11 protein-coding genes and 1 pseudogene are annotated in these 17,647 nt (G+C 65.7%); 5 read left to right on the top strand and 7 right to left on the bottom strand.

Translation table 11 applies throughout. The features are described from left to right. Positions 1-85: pseudogene (locus ACTHJR_RS20160) on the bottom strand (group III truncated hemoglobin); the annotation flags it as partial. 124 nt (positions 86-209) lie between these two features. Between ACTHJR_RS20160 and ACTHJR_RS20155 the strand changes: the two are divergent. From ACTHJR_RS20155 to ACTHJR_RS20145, 3 genes are all read left to right on the top strand, one after another. Beyond that, complete coding sequence (locus ACTHJR_RS20155) at positions 210-647, top strand: Rrf2 family transcriptional regulator (RefSeq protein ID WP_440525212.1); 438 nt, start codon at positions 210-212, stop codon at positions 645-647. 38 nt (positions 648-685) lie between these two features. Beyond that, on the top strand, positions 686-892 hold the full coding sequence (locus ACTHJR_RS20150; RefSeq protein WP_440525211.1) for a hypothetical protein: 207 nt from the start codon (positions 686-688) through the stop codon (positions 890-892). A 259-nt stretch (positions 893-1,151) separates the two neighbouring features. Then, on the top strand, positions 1,152-2,222 hold the full coding sequence (locus ACTHJR_RS20145; protein ID WP_440525210.1) for a PLP-dependent cysteine synthase family protein: 1,071 nt from the start codon (positions 1,152-1,154) through the stop codon (positions 2,220-2,222). A 75-nt stretch (positions 2,223-2,297) separates the two neighbouring features. Here the strand turns inward: ACTHJR_RS20145 and ACTHJR_RS20140 are convergent, their stop codons facing one another. The 6 genes from ACTHJR_RS20140 to ACTHJR_RS20115 all read right to left on the bottom strand — a co-directional run bounded on the left by ACTHJR_RS20140 (position 2,298) and on the right by ACTHJR_RS20115 (position 14,523). Next, the gene (locus tag ACTHJR_RS20140) at positions 2,298-8,216 is read right to left on the bottom strand and encodes a YDG domain-containing protein (RefSeq protein ID WP_440525209.1); all 5,919 of its coding nucleotides are present in this window, start codon (positions 8,214-8,216) and stop codon (positions 2,298-2,300) included. 17 nt (positions 8,217-8,233) lie between these two features. Next, on the bottom strand, positions 8,234-9,931 hold the full coding sequence (locus tag ACTHJR_RS20135) for a ShlB/FhaC/HecB family hemolysin secretion/activation protein (RefSeq protein ID WP_440525208.1): 1,698 nt from the start codon (positions 9,929-9,931) through the stop codon (positions 8,234-8,236). 166 nt (positions 9,932-10,097) lie between these two features. Beyond that, positions 10,098-11,264, bottom strand: a complete 1,167-nt coding sequence (locus ACTHJR_RS20130; protein ID WP_440525207.1) for an alpha-hydroxy-acid oxidizing protein — start codon at positions 11,262-11,264, stop codon at positions 10,098-10,100. Positions 11,265-11,278: 14 nt separating this feature from the next. Beyond that, positions 11,279-12,337, bottom strand: a complete 1,059-nt coding sequence (locus ACTHJR_RS20125) for a CaiB/BaiF CoA transferase family protein (protein ID WP_440525206.1) — start codon at positions 12,335-12,337, stop codon at positions 11,279-11,281. A 138-nt stretch (positions 12,338-12,475) separates the two neighbouring features. After that, positions 12,476-13,258 (bottom strand): SDR family NAD(P)-dependent oxidoreductase, encoded by a 783-nt coding sequence (locus ACTHJR_RS20120; protein WP_440525205.1) that lies wholly within the window; start codon positions 13,256-13,258, stop codon positions 12,476-12,478. A gap of 89 nt (positions 13,259-13,347) precedes the next feature. Then, positions 13,348-14,523: an acetyl-CoA C-acetyltransferase gene (locus tag ACTHJR_RS20115; protein WP_440525204.1), complete on the bottom strand. Its 1,176-nt coding sequence runs from the start codon at positions 14,521-14,523 to the stop codon at positions 13,348-13,350. A 132-nt stretch (positions 14,524-14,655) separates the two neighbouring features. On the opposite strand from ACTHJR_RS20115, the gene ACTHJR_RS20110 reads away from it, so the two are divergent. Then, the gene (locus tag ACTHJR_RS20110) at positions 14,656-16,755 is read left to right on the top strand and encodes a malate synthase G (RefSeq protein ID WP_440525203.1); all 2,100 of its coding nucleotides are present in this window, start codon (positions 14,656-14,658) and stop codon (positions 16,753-16,755) included. Between the two features lie 353 nt (positions 16,756-17,108). Further along, the gene (locus ACTHJR_RS20105) at positions 17,109-17,324 is read left to right on the top strand and encodes a hypothetical protein (protein ID WP_440525202.1); all 216 of its coding nucleotides are present in this window, start codon (positions 17,109-17,111) and stop codon (positions 17,322-17,324) included. Positions 17,325-17,647: the final 323 nt, after the last annotated feature.

The raw sequence follows: 17,647 nt of genomic DNA, 5'->3' as shown, positions 1-17,647 counted from the left end.
CCGACGACCAGAAGGCGACCAGTTTCTCGAGATGCTCGGGCCAGTCGGCGACCGCGTCGTTGTACACCGGGCCGAGCTCGGCATCGTCGATCTCAGCGGCCTGTTCCACGACTCACTCCAATCATGTATTGATGGCGCATGTATCGCGCCGATTTGAAACAAGCAATAGAAATGCATATTATGTGCGACGGACCGATCCGGGAGATGGCATGCGCCTGACGCTCTATACCGATTATGCGATGCGCGTGCTGCTCTACCTGGGCGCGCGGCCCGACCGATTGTGCTCGATCGCCGAGGTGGCGGGCGCCTATCGAGTGTCGCAGAACCATTTGATGAAAGTCGTCAACGACCTGGTCCGCGAAGGTTATGTCGCCAGCGTGCGCGGCCGGTTCGGCGGCATCCGGCTGGGCCGGCCGGCGACCGAGATCAATGTCGGCGCGGTCATCCGCCATACCGAGGACGGGTTCGACCTGGTCGATTGCGGCAATTGCGTCATCGCGCCGGCGTGCGGCCTGACCGGCGCGCTGCGCGAGGCGCTGGCGGCGTTCATGGGGGTGCTCGACGGCTATACGCTCGACGATCTGCTCGCCAAGCGGCTCGATATCGGCGCGCTGTTCGCCGCGCGTGCGGCGGCCGAGGCATCGTGACGCCCCCTGCCCCAGCGCCGGGCGCGGCGGAGCGAGAGATGACGCGCACGCGCTGCGTCGGCGACGACGGCTCGCCGCTGGTGGTGATCGAATATCAGCATGTCGATCGTCGCCCGACCGATGCCGGCGAGCGAACCTATCCGGGCGCGCGACGGCTCGCGCTTGCGAGCGGCGAGGCGGTGCGGTCGCTGGGCGACGGCGTGTGGGAAGTGATCGCCACCGGCGAAATGTTGCGGCGCGCCTGAGGGCAATGGGGCCCGGGTACGGCTGACGCCCGGGCCCCGGTCCTGACCCGGGCGAGGAAGCGGGGAGTCAGAACCCGTGACGATGCCGTCGGCAGGCGCGGCGGGGTCCAATCTGCCCGGGCCCGTGATCGACATTGCGGCACACCCGCTTGTCATCTGAGACGCTGGCGCGCGCCGAATCCCCATCTCCGTTCAGGAATATTTTTGCGGGGCGTGGTCCAAGGTTGACGCCGCCGCCCCATGGGTCGATCCGGCGCGCATGGCATCCAACTCCCCTCCCCATGACCGCGCCTGGGCTGACGAAGCGGTCCGGCTGATCGACGCCGATTACAATCGATCGGCCGACACCCATTTGATCCCGATCGCGCTGCCGCGCTTTCCGGGCGTCCAGCTCTACCTCAAGGACGAATCGAGCCATCCGACCGGCAGCCTCAAGCACCGGCTGGCACGCTCGCTGTTCCTCTATGCCTTGTGCAACGGCCGCGTCGGGCCCGGCACCACGATCGTCGAGGCGTCGAGCGGGTCGACCGCAGTGTCCGAAGCGTATTTCGCGCGGATGCTCGGGCTCGAGTTCATCGCGGTGGTGCCGCGCGGCACCTCGGCGGAGAAGATCGCCGAGATCGAATTCTACGGCGGCCGGCCGCATTTCGTCGAACAAGCGGTCGAGGCGGCGGGCGAAGCCGCGCGTCTCGCCGACAGCCTGGGCGGCGTGTTCATGGACCAATTCACCTTCGCCGAGCGCGCGACCGACTGGCGCGGCAACAACAACATCGCCGAGGCGATCTTCGCGCAAATGGCGCTCGAAGCGCATCCGATCCCGCACTGGATCGTGTGCGGCGCGGGCACCGGCGGCACCTCGGCGACGATCGGCCGCTATGTCCGCTATCGCCGGCTGGCGACCCGCATCTGCGTCGCCGATCCGGAAGGATCGGTGTTCCACCGCCATTGGGCGGATCGCAGCGTCGCCAGGCTCGACCGCTGCGCCAGCCGTATCGAAGGGATCGGACGCGCGCATGTCGAACCGTCGTTCGTGCCCGAGGTGATCGACCGGATGGAAGTGGTGCCCGATGCACGCAGCATCGCCGCAGCGCGGCTATTGAGCGAGCGGCTCGGGCGACGCTGCGGCGGGTCGACCGGCACCAATCTATGGGCCTGCGCGGCGCTCGCCGAGGAAATGGCGACGGCCGGCACCGACGGCTCGATCGTCACCATCCTGTGCGACGACGGCAATCGCTACGCCTCGACCTATTTCGACGATTCCTGGCTGGAACGTTGCGGGATCGACTGGCGGCCCGAAGCGGCCGAACTCGCCGGCCGACTGGGCTGGTAGGTCGGCGAGACGGTTTCGCTCTGGCACTTTGGTCAACGGTCCGGATGGCGTCGAACTATCCGGACCGTCATCCGCTCACTTCCCCGTCTTACCCGTCGTGCAATTCTTGTCGTCGCCGCAAACGGCGCTGGTCTCGAGATCGACCGAGCTACCGGACGCAGCGCCAGTGCTGATCTGCGACGGCAACGGCTGCGCCCGGAACGCCGGCTGCAACCCTTCGCTGCCCAGCGGCAGGTTGATGGTGAAGGTACCCGGCGCGAAGTCCAGCGTGTAATTGTCGCCGGCGCTCAGCGTTCCCTGGCGGATCGCATAGGTGCCCGGATTCTCGCCGCTGTCGCGCGCGACGCCTCCGCTGAACGAATCCCCGGTGACGAGCGAACCCGAGGTGATCGTGAAGGTCAGCGCCGGGTCGGCATCGTTCTGCGTCTTGGACGCGTCGTCGGCCTTCACCGCGATCGCGCGCGTGAGGATGTCGCCGAGCGCGCTTGGCGGAATGGTGATGGTGTAATTGCCGGCGTCGGCGCCGCCGATCGTCGTACCGGCCACGGCGACATTCTTGCCGGTGCCGGCATTCTTGTCGGCGAAGGTGAAGGTCGTGCCACTGGTGGTCACCGCATCGCCCGCGACGACGCCGTTGAGCGTCACGGTGCCGGTGCCGGCGGTGGTCCCGTCATAGGTCTTGCTGGTGACGGCGACATTGGCCGAGATCGCCTTCTTGAGGATGTCGGCGAGCGCACTCGCCGGGATCGTGACCGTGTAATTGCCGGCATCCGCGCCAGTGAGCGTCGTGCCGGCGATGGTAACCGCCTTGCCTGTGCCGGCAGTCTTGTCGGCGAACGTGAAGGTCGTCCCGCTGGTTCCCACCGCGTCGCCAGAGACGACGCCATTCAAGGTCACCGTGCCGCTGCCGGCCGTCGTGCCGTCATAGGTCTTGCCGTTGGCGACCACGTCCGCGATGATCGCCTTCTTCAGAATATCGGCCAGCGCGCTCGCCGGAACGGTGAGCATATAGTTGCCCGCGTCGGCGCCGGTCAGCGCCGTGCCCGCGACCGCGACGTTCTTGCCGGTGCCGGCATTCTTGTCGCTGAAGGTGAAGGTGGTGCCGCTGGTGCCGACTGCGTCACCCGACACCACGCCGTTGAGCGTCACCGTGCCCGTGCCCGCAGTCGTGCCGTCATAGGTTTTGCCATTGGCGACGACGTCCGCCGTGATGGCTTTCTTGAGGATATCGGCCAGCGCGCTCGCCGGAATGGTGAGCGTGTAGTTGCCCGCGTCGGCCCCGGTCAGCGCCGTGCCCGCAACCGCGACGTTCTTGCCGGTGCCGGCATTCTTGTCGCTGAAGGTGAAGGTCGTGCCGCTGGTGCCGACCGCGTCGCCCGCCACGACACCATTGAGCGTTACCGAGCCGCTGCCGGCAGTCGTACCGTCATAGGTCTTGTTGTTGGCAGCGACATTCGCGGTCAGTGCCTTCTTGAGGATGTCGGCAAAGGCACTCGCCGGGATGGTGATGGCGTAGTTGCCGGCATCCGCCCCGCCGATGGTGGTGCCGGCGACCGTAACCGTCTTGCCGGTGCCGGCATTCTTGTCGGCGAAGGTGAAGGTCGTCCCGCTCGTCGTGACGGCGTCGCCCGCGATCAGGCCATTGAGCGTCACCGTGCCGGTGCCGGTCGTGGTGCCGTCATAGGTCTTGTTGTCGACCGCGACTCCGGCGGTGATCGCTTTCTTGAGGATATCGGCCAGCGCGCTCGCCGGGATCGTGAAAGTGTAATTGCCGGCATCGGCGCCGGTTAGCGTCGTGCCGGCGACCGTGACCGTCTTGCCCGTGCCGGCATTCTTGTCGCTGAACGTGAAGGTGGTCCCGTTGGTCCCGACGGCATCGCCCGCGACGACGCCATTGAGGGTCACCGTACCGGTACCGGCGGTCGTGCCGTCATAGGTCTTGGCGTTGGCGGTGACGTTTGCCGTGATCGCCTTCTTCAGGATGTCGGCGAGCGCGCTCGCCGGGATGGTGAGCGTGTAGTTGCTGGCGTCCGCACCCGTCAGCGTCGTGCCGGCGACGTTGACCGCCTTGCCCGTGCCGGCGTTCTTGTCGGCGAACGTGAAGGTCGTGCCGCCGGTGCCGACGGTGTCACCCGCGACAACGCCGTTGAGCGAGACCGTGCCGGTGCCGGCGGTCGTACCGTCATAGGTCTTGTTGTTGGCAGCGACGGTCGCGGTCAGCGCCTTCTTGAGGATGTCGGCAAACGCGCTCGCCGGAATGGTGATGCTGTAATTGCCTGCATCCGCCCCACCGATCGTCGTGCCCGCGACAGTGACCGTTTTGCCCGACCCGGCGTTCTTGTCGGCAAAGGTGAAGGTCGTCCCACTCGTCGTGACGGCGTCGCCCGCCACGATGCCGTTGAGCGTCACGGTGCCGCTGCCCGTCGTGGTGCCGTCATAGGTCTTGTTGTTGACGACGACACCGGCGGTGACCGCTTTCTTCAAGATGTCGGCCAGCGCGCTTGACGGGATGACAAATGAATAATTGCCTGCATCCGCCCCGGTCAGCGACGTGCCGGCGATCGTCACCGTCTTGCCGGTGCCGGCATTCTTGTCGCTGAACGTGAAGATGGTCCCGCTGGTCCCGACGGCATCGCCCGCGACGACGCCATTGAGGGTCACCGTACCGGAACCGGCGGTCGTGCCGTCATAGGTCTTGTTGTTGGCGACGACGCTCGTCGTGAGCACCTTCCTCAGGATGTCGGCAAAGGCATAGGTCGGAACGGTGAGCGTATAATTGCCTCTATCCGCACCGGTCAGCACGGTACCCGCGACGGTGACCACCTTGCCGGTACCGGCATTTTTGTCGCTGAACGTGAAGGTCGTGCCGCCGGTCCCGACCGCGTCGCCGGACACGACGCCGTTGAGCGTCACGGTACCGCTGCCCACGGTGGTGCCGTCATAGGTCTTGTTGTTGGCGACGATGTCGCCGGTAATGGCCTTTTGGAAGATGTCGGCCATCACGCTGGCCGGCAAGGTAAGGGTGTAATTGCCCGCATCGGTACCCGTCAGGACGGTGCCGGTGACGCTAACGGTCTTCCCCGCGCCGGCGTTCTTGTCGGCAAAGGTGAAGGTCGTCCCGCTGGTCCCGACGGTGTCGCCCGCGACCATCCCGAAAATCGTGAGGTCGCCTGCCGCATGGGTAGTGCCGTCATAGGTCTTGCTGAAAGCGCTCAGGTTGAAACCGAGCGGTTTCGGGGTCACCGTCAGGCGACCGGTGCTGTTGAAGGTCGATGCGTAGCCGGAGAAGAGATAAATGGTGCCGGGCCCGATGAATATCTGATAGGGCCCGCCTGCGACGGACGCACGCTCCGCAAAGCCGCCCGAGAAGAGGGACGGCCCCGAGGAATAAGTCGTGCCGGCAGTGTCGCCGAGAAAGGCGTGCGCCACACCCGGCTCGAAGCCGGTTACCGTATAGGTTGGCTCGTTGCCGATCAGCTGCGTACCGTAGACCTTGCTGTAATCCAGCGAGGTAAAGGTTAGCGTGGGACGATACGCAAAGACGTACCGGTTACCGGGGAAGCTTCCCAGGACGAGCGGTGGGCTATTGGCGAAGGTCGAACTCCACACCGCCGTATTGCCGCTATCGAGCCCGCCGAACGTATCGGTGTCGGGTGCTGCGGAATACACAACCCAACGATCCGACGCCGACATGATGTTCGCGCCGCCATTGTTGACGAACCGTTCGGGCGTCGAAAGCACGATCGTATGGCCGCTGAACGACCCGCCCGCGGCAACGGTCAAATCGCCCGAACTCGTGGTGACGGTTACATCACCAGTCGCCTTGATCGCACTGCTGATCGTCAGCGGGCTCGCGCTGTGGAGCTCGACATAGCCAGCGGAAACCGTGATCGGACCATTGACGGTCAGCGACGTTCCTTCGGCGAAAAAGGGAGAGGTCGTATTGATCGCGCCACGCAGCGCGATAGGCGCATCGCGATAGAGCGCATCGTAGACCGTGCCCCCGTCGATCGATCCACGGATCGTGCGGGCCGAGACGTCGCCCAATCCGAGCGCGCTGGCGCCGGCCGATTTGATGATGACGTCCGATTGCCGCGCCGTGCCGCCCATCAGCGAGGTGCCGGCGGCAAAGTCGACTCCCGTCGCGGCGGTGATAGTGAGCGCTTCGCTGCCGACGCCGTCGCTATTGCTCTGGACCGAGACGTTGTCCGAACCGGTGACGGAGCCCGACGTAGCGGTCAGATCGACCGAGCCGGCAGCCTTGAACACGGAACCGGGCGACGTCGCCGACCCCAGTGCCAGGCTGTCCGCGCTGATGCTCAGATTGCCGCCAGCCGTGGCACCGGCACTGAACAGGATATCGTTGGTGGCGGTGATGCCGGCATTGCCGGCGCTGCTGATCGTGCCGAGCCAGGCATGCCCGGCGGCGCTGACCGTGAGCGCGCCCGCCGAGCTGAGATCGCCAAGTTCGACATCCCCCACCGAAACGAGCGACAGATCGCCGGTCGTGGTGGTGATGTTGCCGCCCGTGATCGAATTGAATCCGGTCGCAGCCGCGTTGGTGGTCTTGATGTCGACCGACCCCGCCGTCACCGGCGCGTCGAGCGTCACCGTATCCATCACGGTCACTTTGAGCGCGCCACCGATAGTGGCGCCCGACCCGCCGAGAGTGAAGCCCAGGCCGTCGAAAACGACGTCCCCCGTCGCCTTCACGCCGCCTCCCAAGTTGAGGAGCCCGAGTCCACCGCTATAGGTGACGTTGCCGGCGGTCGCCGTTACCAGCCCGTGCGTGACGGTCAGATTGCTGAAGTTGACGTTGGCGCCAGTGATCGTGCCATTGGCAGAATTGGAACTGACGAAACCTAGGAAATTCACATCCCCTGCCGCGGTAATCGCGCCATCGACATTGTGGTTTATATCCGAGGACAGGACATTCTTCGCGCTGTTTATGGTGCCGGTTTGGTTGATCGATCCAATCCCGCTGATGGCGTTGAGATCCATCGTGACCGGACCGGCAGGGCTGCCAGCTGCCAGAACGACGCCCTGATCGGTGACCTGCGCCCCGGTTGCCACCAGGTTTCCGTAGATACTCACGCTGGTGTCGGGGCCGCTGAGAAAGCCGTTCATCCCATAAGCTAGGATCACGTTCTTCCCGCGAACGGTCGATGCGCCGCCTACCTCGATGCCGTCGAACAGCGATGTGCCGCTATAAATCTGGATCGACAGCGGGCTGCCGGGTGCGTTGGTGATCGCGGCATCGCTCGCCGCGATCAGCGCGACATCGCCCGCCGCACCGCCCGACGTGGCATTGCCGGCCGAACCGCGGAACAGCACCGCCGATCCCATCATGACCAGGTCGCCCATGCGGCCGCCATTGCTGCTGGCGCTCGCCGCGGTGGTGAATTGCGACCCGGCATTGGCCGTGATCGTGCCGCCGGTCGAGCCACTGAAGCGAAGCGTCGTGGCAGCGTTCAGGAAATCGTTGTCGTTCGACAGGTTGCTGGTGCCGGCGAAGAAGGCGCCGGTATTCACACTGGCATTATCGCCGAACAGGATGCCCGACTGGTTGAGCACATAGACCGCGACATTGGGGTCCGACTTGATCGTCCCGAGAATGTTCGACGTATTGCCGCTCAGGTCGCGATTGAGCACGGCAATGTTGTCGGTCCGACCCGTCACGCCCGCGGTCGCGCGCGCATCCTTGAAGTCGACCGTATTGCCAGCGGCGACGTTGAAGCCCGTGCCGCCCCAGTTCAGAATCGTACGATTGTCCTTAAGGTCGACACGCAAAGTCTGCGCGCCCGCCGCGCCCGAGGTCGAGAAGCCGGGATCGGTCGATCCAGGCGCTCCGCCGCTAAGGCCTCGGGTGGAGACGGACACATTTCCCGTATCCGGCAGATTCTGCGCCTGGGCCGGCGTCACGACGAGCAGCAGCCCGGCGGCAAGGATGGTCGAGGCGGAAAGCGTGGTGCGCAGGCGGGTCGACTTGATCATGACTGGTCCCCTGAAACTCAACGGCGCGGAGCGAATTGGACGGTAAGCGACAGCAGCACGCGGTCGGACGCGCGCGGCGCGCCGGGCAGGTTCAGCTCGGGATCCTGCGGGTGCGCGTACATCGCCTCGAGCGACATCAGGCCGGGCAGGATCGCGCGCATGCCGCCGCCGAACGACGTCAGCGCCCGGCTGCCCTCGGTGGTGAAGGTGTCGTCGTTCCAGATGTGCACGGTGTCGTAGAAGCCGAACGCAACGAACGCGGCCCGCGACTTGACCGGCAATTGCCAGCGCGGCTCGAGCCGCACACCGATCGCCTTGTCGCCCGAGGTCACGCCCGGGTCATAACCGCGGCCGATCGTCAGGTTGCCGACGGAGAATTCCTCGAAGCTGACCAGCGGGCCGCTCGCCCATTGGCCCTGCGCGGTCGCGGCCAGGCTGAAGTCTCGGCCGATACTGACGAAACCGTTGATCCCGCCGCGGACGACGGTGGCGCTGGCGCTGCCCTCGAACCGGCTGGGTCCGTAGCCGGCGGGCGTCAGCACGCCCGTCTTGGTGGCGCCTAGGATGTCGAGGCCCTGGCGCAATTCGAGCGAACCGCTGATCCCCCATGCATCGGGCTTGTTGAACCGCGGCATGCGCTTGCTGCCCGACAGGCGGAGATAGCCGACACGCAACTTGTCGAGCGTCACCGGAATGCCGCTGTTGCCGACGAACAATTGAATACGCTGCTCGATGATCTCTACGCCGCCGCCGAAATCGGCGTTGGCGCGCACGCTGCGGAGCAATGGCGCCGACACGTCGAGCCCGCCGATCAGCGACCGCGAGCGCAAGTCGAGCGCGCCGATATCGGGTTTCGACCAGGCATAGCTGAAGCGCCCGCCGATGCTGAGGCCGCCGTCGGTCGCGAAATAATGGCCGACCTGAAGAACCTGCTGTTCGCGGAAGTCGGCGGTCGAGGAGGCGCCGATGAACGTGCGGTCCGACAGGCCGGTCAGCCCGTAATATTCGGCACGCAGCGTCCCGCTCTCGCGCCCGATCGAGCGCGACCCGCTGTTGGTGACGTTCGCCAGGATCGAGAAGGGCGTATAGTCGACCGCGACTTCGCCGACGACTTGGCCCGGGCCTGTGCCCGCCGCCCGCAGCGCCATCTTGACCTGAAGTCCTGGAACATCGTTGGCGCCGAGCAGAATGCTCTCGATCTCGTGCGTATTGAGCGCGGGCATCGCCTTCAGCCGGTCGACGCGCGCGGCGAGCGTGCGGCCGAACCGTCCCGCCGAGCCGCTGATATGGACATCGACCAATTTCGCCGGAATGACGATCAGCGTCGCGTCGCCGCTGTTGATTTCCTGCGGCGGGATGGTGACGCCGGCGATGTAACCGGCATTGCTGAGCGCGCTTGCCGCGGCGTCGCGCAAGTCGCAGAGCTGGACCAATTTCTGTTTGCCCGGATGCGGCTTGATGCCGGCAAGCGTGTCGAGCAACGCGACGGGAAGCGCCGCTCCGCCCGGGGCGGAGAAATGCAGGCGATCGATCGCGACCTCGATCGGCGAATCGACGAACGGGCAGTTCGCCGTCCGCTTGGTTTCATCGGTGACGGTGATGCCCGATCGCGGCTTGACCGCATCGACCTTGGGAAGCTCGATCTGCTCTCGGCTCGGCAATGCGCCGGGCACGCTCTGCGCGATCGCGGGTTGAATGACGCCGGTGGCGGGCACGACAAACGCTGCTGCGCAAAACAATGCGCGCTGGAATCGAAGCGACACGAATCCCCCTGTTAGTTCCCCGGAGGGGTCATATCATATCGGGCCACGAATAAAATCGATAAGTCAGCCCGGATCGGCCATATCCCGCGCAAAACGCTGTATATTCTTACTCGCCGGCTTATTGCGAAAGCCGCTGAACCCCCGCCGCGCGGACGTGGTCGAGCGTCGGCATGCCGTTGACGGCCATCATCAGATCGGCCTCCGCCAGGATGCATCTGAGGACGTGCGCGGCGCCCTCCGCACCGTCGAGCGCGAGGCCGTAGACGAACGGCCGCCCCACCCCGACCGCGCGCGCCCCCATCGCCAGCGCCTTGATGACGTCGCTGCCCGATCGGATGCCGGAGTCGAACCACACCGGCACGTCGCCCGCTGCCGCGACGACGTCGGGCAACATGTCGATCGCGGCGATCCCGCCATTGGCCTGACGCCCGCCATGGTTCGAGCAGAACAAGGCATCGGCGCCCATGTCGACGGCCTTCTTCGCATCGTCGGCGTGGCAGATGCCCTTGAGCACGATCGGCAACTTGGTGACCGATTTGAACCAGGCCATGTCATCCCAGGTCAGCGGCCGCGCGAACAGCGACGCCCATAATCCCACCGCCTCGGCCGGCGCCGCCGCGGGATCCTTGCCGAGCAGCTTGCGGAAGACCGGATCGGCGAAATAATTGACCAGCACATGGCCGCGCAGCTGCGGGAAATTGCCGGCGTTGAGGTCCCGCGGCCGCCAGCCGGTGACCCAGGTGTCGAGCGTCACCACCAGGGCGCGATAGCCAGCCGCCTCGGCGCGGCGGATCAAACTTTCGGCGAGGTCGCGGTCGCGCGGCGTGTAGAGCTGGAAGAAGCCCGGCGTGTCGCCGAGATGCTTGGCCACTTCCTCGAGCGTGTCGTTGCCGAGCGTCGAGACGGTCATCGGCACGCCGGTCGTCGCCGATGCCCTGGCCGCCGCGATGTCGCCATGCTGATCGAGGCTGCAGATGCCGGTCACCCCGATCGGGCTCATGAACAGCGGGTTCGAATACGTATGTCCGAAAATGTCGGTCGAGAGGTCGCGGCTGGTCGTGCCGACCATCATCCGCGGCACCATTCCCCAATGATGGAAAGCGGCGGCATTCCGGTCCTGGGTCCATTCGTCGCCGCACCCGCCCTGGACGTAGTTGAGCACGTGCGGCGGCATCGCCGCGGTCGCGCGCTCGACCAGGGTCGCGAAATCGACCGGCACCTTGGGCAGCACGCCGCGCAGGCCGGCGCCGTAAATTTCGTTCTGATAGTCGCCGAAATGCGGCATGATGCCCTCCCCTTTTATTGGCGCGGCGGATCGCAAGGCGTCGCCGAATAGCGCGGCGCGGGTGCCGGCTGCGTCACGCCATCGACCTCGATGAAAGTGCCGCGCGCCTTGTTGTGCGGATGGTCCGCGACCTCGTCCCAACCGAGTACCGGGGCGAAGCAGATGTCGGTCGCTTCCATCTCGGCGCACCATTGGTCGCGGGTCTTCGTCCGGAAGATCTCGGCCAGCCGCGCCTTCTGCGCCGGCCATCGCGTGCGGTCATATTGGTTGTCGAACAAGGCGTCCTGGGCGATGCCGAGCGCCTGCCTCAGCAATGCGTAGAATTGCGGTTCGATCGACCCGATCGCGACATGCTTCTCATCGGCGGTCTCATAGGTGTCGTAGAACGGCGCGCCGCTATCGAGCAGATTGGTGCCGCGCGCGTCGCCCCAGATGCCTTGCGCGCGAAATCCCCACATCATCGCCATCAGCAACGCCGATCCGTCGGTCATCGCGCAATCGACCACTTGCCCCGGCGCCCCGTTCTTCACCGCGAGCAAGGCGCTGACCATGCCGAAGGCGAGCATCATCGCGCCACCGCCGAAATCGCCGACCAGATTGATCGGCGGCGTCGGCTTCTCGCCTTCGCGACCGAGTGCGCCGAGCACGCCCGACAGCGCTATATAATTGATGTCGTGGCCCGCCGCCGCCGCGTATGGGCCGTCCTGGCCCCAGCCCGTCATGCGGCCGATCACCAGCTTCGGGTTATCGGCGAGCAGCACATCGGGGCCGATCCCCAGCCGCTCGATGACGCCGGGACGAAATCCTTCGATCATGCCGTCGGCGGTCTTGAGCAGTTCGCGCAGCTTCAGGGTGTCGTCGGGCGATTTGAGATCGAGGGTCTCTGCGGTGCGCGATCGAAGCAGCGGATCGCGGGAATGGCGCGCGGTCGGCCCGCGCGGGTCGCCGCCGGGAGCGGGCCGGTCGACGCGGATCACCTCCGCGCCGTGATCGGCCAGCATCATCCCGCAGAACGGGCCCGGGCCGATCCCGGCGAGTTCGACGATGCGGATGCCGTGCAAAGGGCCGGGCATGCAGGTCTCCTTTTCCCTTAGCCCCTCCCCTTCAAGGGAGGGGTTGGGGTGGAGCCTCTCCACAGACGAGGTGGCTTGAGGCACTGCCCCACCCCCAGCCCATCCCCTGAAGGGGAGGGGCTTTTTGTTCGCATCACCTCACCGTGGCGCCATGCGGATCGCGCCGTCGAGGCGGACATCCTCGCCGTTGAAATACGAATTCTCGATCATGGTCAGCGCCAGCCCGGCATATTCGGGGGGATTGCCGAGCCTTTTGGGGAACGGCACCGACGCCGCCAGCGCGTCCTTCACATTCTGCGGCGCGCCCTGCATCAGCGGCGTCTCGAAGATGCCGGGCAGGATCGTGTTGATGCGGATGCCTTCGCCCATCAGGTCGCGCGCTATCGGCAGGGTCATGCCGACCACCCCGCCCTTCGACGCCGAATAGGCTGCCTGGCCGATCTGGCCGTCCTCGGCCGCCACGCTGGCGGTCATCACCATCGCGCCGCGCTCGCCATCGACCCCGGGTTCGAGCGTCAGCATCCCTGCCGCCGATTTGGCGACGCAGCGGAACGTGCCGATCAGGTTGATCTGGATGAGCCAGTTGAACGCTTCCAAGGGGAAATGCTTGATCGAGCCGTCCTCCTTCGAGCGGCTGGCGGTCTTTACCGCGTTGCCTGTGCCGGCGCAGCAGACCAGCACCCGCTCCTGCCCGTGCGCAGCCCGTGCCTTGGCGAAGCCGGCATCGACGCTCTCGTCGCTGGTCACGTTGACCTCGCAGAACACGCCGCCGATCTCCTGGGCGAGGGCCTCGCCCTTTTCGGCCTGGAGGTCGAAGATCGCGACCTTGACGCCCTTGGCGGCAAGCGCCCGCGCGGTCGCGGCGCCGAGGCCGGACGCACCGCCCGTGACGACCGCGGCTACCGAATTATCGAGTTTCATTTCCCTCTCCCGTCGCCCCGGCGGAGGCCGGGGCCGCTATGTTATGGAATGCTGCCGGCGGCCCCGGCCTTCGCGGGGGCGACGCAGGACTAGAGCCGCTCGACGATCGTCACGTTGGCGATGCCGCCGCCTTCGCACATCGTCTGCAGTCCCCATTTCTTGTCGCGCGCCTTGAGCGCGTGGAGCAACGTCGTCATCAGCTTGGTGCCCGAGGCGCCGAGCGGATGGCCGAGCGCGATCGCACCGCCGTTGACGTTGAGCCGGGCGTGGTCGCCGCCGACCACTTGCAGCCAGGCGAGCGGCACGGGCGCGAACGCCTCGTTGACTTCGTAGAGGTCGATATCCTCGATCTTCATGCCGGCACGCGCCAGCGCCTTCTGCGTCGCCGGTAGCGGCTCCTCGAGCATGATCACCGGGTCGCCGGCGGTTACGGTCAGATTGTGGATCCGCGCCATCGGCGTCAGACCGTGCTCCTTGAGCGCGCGCTCGCTGACGATCAGCACGCCCGAGGCGCCGTCGCAGATCTGGCTGGCCGAGGCCGCGGTCAGCACGCCGCCTTCCTGGAGCAATTTCACCCCCGCCATCGACTCCATCGTCGCGTCGTAGCGGATGCCTTCGTCATGCAGATGGAGGACGGTGTTGCCTTCCTCGTCGACGACCTCGATCGGCACGATCTCGGCGTCGAAGGCCCCCGCCTGGGTCGCGGCGGCGGCGCGGCGATGGCTTTCCAGCGAGAAGGCGTCGAGCTGTTCGCGGCTGAAGCCGTATTTCTGCGCCATCATGCCGGCGCCGACGAACTGGCTGAAGCCCTGCACGCCGTAACGGTCCTTGATCCTTTGCGACCAGGGACCCACGCCGATCCCGAGTTGCGCGGGCGCCGAACTGGCGAGGCCCATCGGCACGCGAGTCATGCTCTCGACCCCGGCGGCGATGACCACGTCCTGCGTGCCCGACATCACCGCTTGCGCGGCGAACTGGATCGCCTGTTGCGAGGAGCCGCACTGGCGGTCGATCGACACGGCGGGGACGCTGTCGGGTAACGACGAGGCCATCACCGCGCTGCGGCCGATATGCGCCGATTGCTCGCCCGCCTGCATGACGCAGCCCATGACGACGTCCTCGACCGCTGCGCCGTCGATCCCGGCGCGCTCGACCACCGCGTCGAGCACCTTGCCCGCCAGGTCGGCCGGGTGCCAGCCCGCCAGCTTGCCGCCGCGCCGCCCGCCGGCGGTCCGCGCCGCCGACACGATATAAGCCTCCGCCATCCAATCTCTCCTGCTTTTCGGTTGCAGTTAGCCACTGGTTTACGCGAGCGGCAAGCGTATTTTCGTGTGGACGGTATGGCTCGTCTGTGTATTGGCACGGCTCCTCCCCTCATCTCCAAGCTGGAGCAGTGCATGTCCGGAGGCATCATGATCGACCGTAACGGCCTTAGCGTAGCCAGCGCGCTCGTCGACTTCGTCGAGCAGCGCGCGCTGCCGGGAACGGGGATCGCACCCGACCGATTCTGGGCAGGCGTCGCCGACATTTTCGCGCAACTGGCGCCGGACAATGCCGCCTTGCTGACCAAACGCGACCTGATCCAGGCGGAGATCGACGGCTGGCTGGCCGAGCGCACGGGCGAATCGATCGACCAGGCCGAGTATCAGCCCTTCCTCAAATCGATCGGCTATCTGGTCGACGAGCCGGCACCGTTCCGGGTGACCACCGAGCGGGTCGATGCTGAGATCGCAGCGATGGCCGGGCCACAGCTGGTCGTGCCGGTGCTCAACGCCCGCTTCGTGCTCAACGCCGCCAATGCGCGCTGGGGCAGCCTGTACGATGCGCTCTACGGCACCGATGCCATCCCCGGCACCGCGAAGCCTGGCGGCTACGATCCCGAGCGCGGCGCCCAGGTGATCGCCTGGGCCAAAGCCTTTCTCGACAAGGCGGTCCCGCTCGCCAGCGGAAGCTGGGCCGAGCTGACCGGCGCGCCGGAACTGGCCGATCCGTCGCTACTCGTCGGTCGCGCGGGTGAGAATTATCTGTTCCGCCATAACGGCCTGCACATCGAACTGGTGATCGATCGCGAGCATCCGATCGGCAAGACCGACCCCGCCGGGATCGCCGACGTCATCCTGGAAAGTGCCATCACCACGATCGTCGACCTCGAGGATTCGATCGCCGCGGTCGATGCCGAGGACAAGGTCGCGGCTTATGCCAACTGGCTCGGGCTGATGCGCGGCGACCTGGAGGACACGTTCGAGAAAGGCGGGCGGGCCATGACTCGCCGCCTCAACGATGACCGCCGCTACACTGCTCCCGACGGTAGCGACCGGAGCTTGCGCGGCCGCAGCCTGTTGTTCGTGCGCAATGTCGGTCACCTGATGACCACGCCGGCCGTCCTGCTGCCCGATGGCGGCGAAGCGCCCGAAGGTATTCTCGACGCCATCATGACCAGCCTGATCGGGCTCCACGACCTCAAGGGACTGGGCAAGTTCCGCAACAGCCCGGCGGGCTCGATCTATATCGTCAAGCCCAAGATGCACGGCCCCGACGAGGCCGCCTTCACCAATCGCCTGTTCGACGCGGTCGAGGACCTGCTCGGGCTCGACCGTCACACGATCAAGGTCGGGGTGATGGACGAGGAGCGGCGTACCTCGGCCAATCTCGCGGCGTGCATCCATGCGGTGCGCGAGCGGATCGTGTTCATCAACACCGGCTTCCTCGACCGCACCGGCGACGAGATCCACACCAGCATGCAGGCCGGACCGATGGTCCCCAAGGGCGAGATGAAGACCTCGGCCTGGATCAAGGCCTATGAGGATCGCAACGTCCAGATCGGGCTCGCCTGCGGCTTGAGCGGCAAGGCGCAGATCGGCAAGGGCATGTGGGCCGCGCCCGATCGCATGGCCGACATGCTCGAGCAGAAGATCGGGCACCCGATGACCGGCGCGACCACTGCCTGGGTGCCATCCCCCACCGCGGCGACCCTGCACGCGACGCATTACCACCAGGTCGATGTGCTCGAGCGCCAAAAGGCCCGTGCGGCGGAGCCGATCGCCAGTCTCGACAATCTGCTGTCGGTGCCGCTGGCGCTCGGTCGCAACTGGACGCCGGACGAGGTCCGCGCCGAGCTCGACAACAATGCCCAGGGCATATTGGGCTATGTCGTGCGCTGGATCGACCAGGGCGTCGGTTGTTCCAAGGTGCCCGACATCCACGATATCGGGTTGATGGAGGATCGCGCGACGCTGCGCATTTCCAGCCAGGCGCTGGCCAATTGGCTGCTGCACGGCGTGTGCACGCCCGAGGAGGTCGAGGCGGCGTTCGGGCGTATGGCGGCGAAGGTCGACGCGCAGAACGACGGCGATCCCGCCTATCGCTCGCTGGTCGCCAACCCGGCGGGCCCGGCCTTCCAGGCGGCGCGCGCGTTGGTGTTCGAAGGGACGGCCCAGCCCAACGGTTATACCGAGCCGCTACTTCATCGCTTCAGAGCGCAGGCGAAGTCGAACTGACACGCAAGCTTCATAAATTGTATAAAATGGACATCGCTATGTTCATTGTTACACCATGACATTGGGCGACATTTCCAATCAATCGCTGAGTTGGTCGATAGTTGGCGCGTCGCGGGACAGTAAAGGTCGACTGCAGACCAACTTAGCGCGTGCAACCATACCCTGGGTATATTAGACTGTTTGGACCGGATTCGTCCGGTCGAAGCAGTCCTAATTTGGGGGTTACAGGGATGATTCAGGCAATCAAGGCTGGCACGGCAGTGGCCGTGTTGATCGCTGGCATCGTTGCGGCGCCGGCTATCGCGGACTCGGGTCGCAATTTCACAATATATAACGGTAATGCGGACGTTTCGGTGCAGCGCGTATGGACGGCGCGAGCGGGAGAATCGAAGGATCCCTGGCACGAGGTCGACATGAAATACGCGATCAAGCCCAAGAGCTCGTCGAACTTCACCCTCGGGACCGGCGATGTCTGCCTCTACGACATCAAGATCCAATTCTCGGACGAGGTCACGCAGCAATTCGACAACGTCAACGTCTGCCGGGGCCAGACCGTCAACGCGACCTGAAGCGGCGTCAGCGGAGGGAAATGGGGGCGGCGGGCCTGGGCTCGCCGCTCTTTTCGTTGGGGCGGCGGAATGGACGAATTGTTGACGATCTTAAGCCCCTCCCCTTCAGGGGAGGGGTGGGGGTGGGGCCTATCCACAGACGATGTGCTTGCCGCGCTGCCCCACCCCAACCCCTCCCCTAAGGGCAGGGCTATCGCATTTGAGCGAGGAGGCTGAAGAGGAAGTGGTCGTTCCATGAGGCTCGTTTGATTTTGCCTTTGATGGATCCTTTGTCTGGGTGGTGTCTGAGGAGGTTGAGAGCGAGCTTTCGGATGAGAGCGAGG

This window comes from Sphingomonas sp. (assembly GCF_051962185.1).
Taxonomy (GTDB): Bacteria; Pseudomonadota; Alphaproteobacteria; order Sphingomonadales; family Sphingomonadaceae; genus Sphingomonas.
This window is presented reverse-complemented; position numbering and strand designations above follow the sequence as displayed.

Excerpts from the sequence above, each read along its gene's own strand:
- ACTHJR_RS20130 (WP_440525207.1), bottom strand. The coding sequence starts at position 11,264 with ATGCCGCATTTCGGCGACTATCAGAACGAAATTTACGGCGCCGGCCTG.
- ACTHJR_RS20110 (WP_440525203.1), top strand. The coding sequence starts at position 14,656 with ATGTCCGGAGGCATCATGATCGACCGTAACGGCCTTAGCGTAGCCAGC.
- ACTHJR_RS20145 (WP_440525210.1), top strand. The coding sequence starts at position 1,152 with ATGGCATCCAACTCCCCTCCCCATGACCGCGCCTGGGCTGACGAAGCG.
- ACTHJR_RS20155 (WP_440525212.1), top strand. The coding sequence starts at position 210 with ATGCGCCTGACGCTCTATACCGATTATGCGATGCGCGTGCTGCTCTAC.
- ACTHJR_RS20120 (WP_440525205.1), bottom strand. The coding sequence starts at position 13,258 with ATGAAACTCGATAATTCGGTAGCCGCGGTCGTCACGGGCGGTGCGTCC.
- ACTHJR_RS20140 (WP_440525209.1), bottom strand. The coding sequence starts at position 8,216 with ATGATCAAGTCGACCCGCCTGCGCACCACGCTTTCCGCCTCGACCATC.
- ACTHJR_RS20125 (WP_440525206.1), bottom strand. The coding sequence starts at position 12,337 with ATGCCCGGCCCTTTGCACGGCATCCGCATCGTCGAACTCGCCGGGATC.
- ACTHJR_RS20115 (WP_440525204.1), bottom strand. The coding sequence starts at position 14,523 with ATGGCGGAGGCTTATATCGTGTCGGCGGCGCGGACCGCCGGCGGGCGG.
- ACTHJR_RS20150 (WP_440525211.1), top strand. The coding sequence starts at position 686 with ATGACGCGCACGCGCTGCGTCGGCGACGACGGCTCGCCGCTGGTGGTG.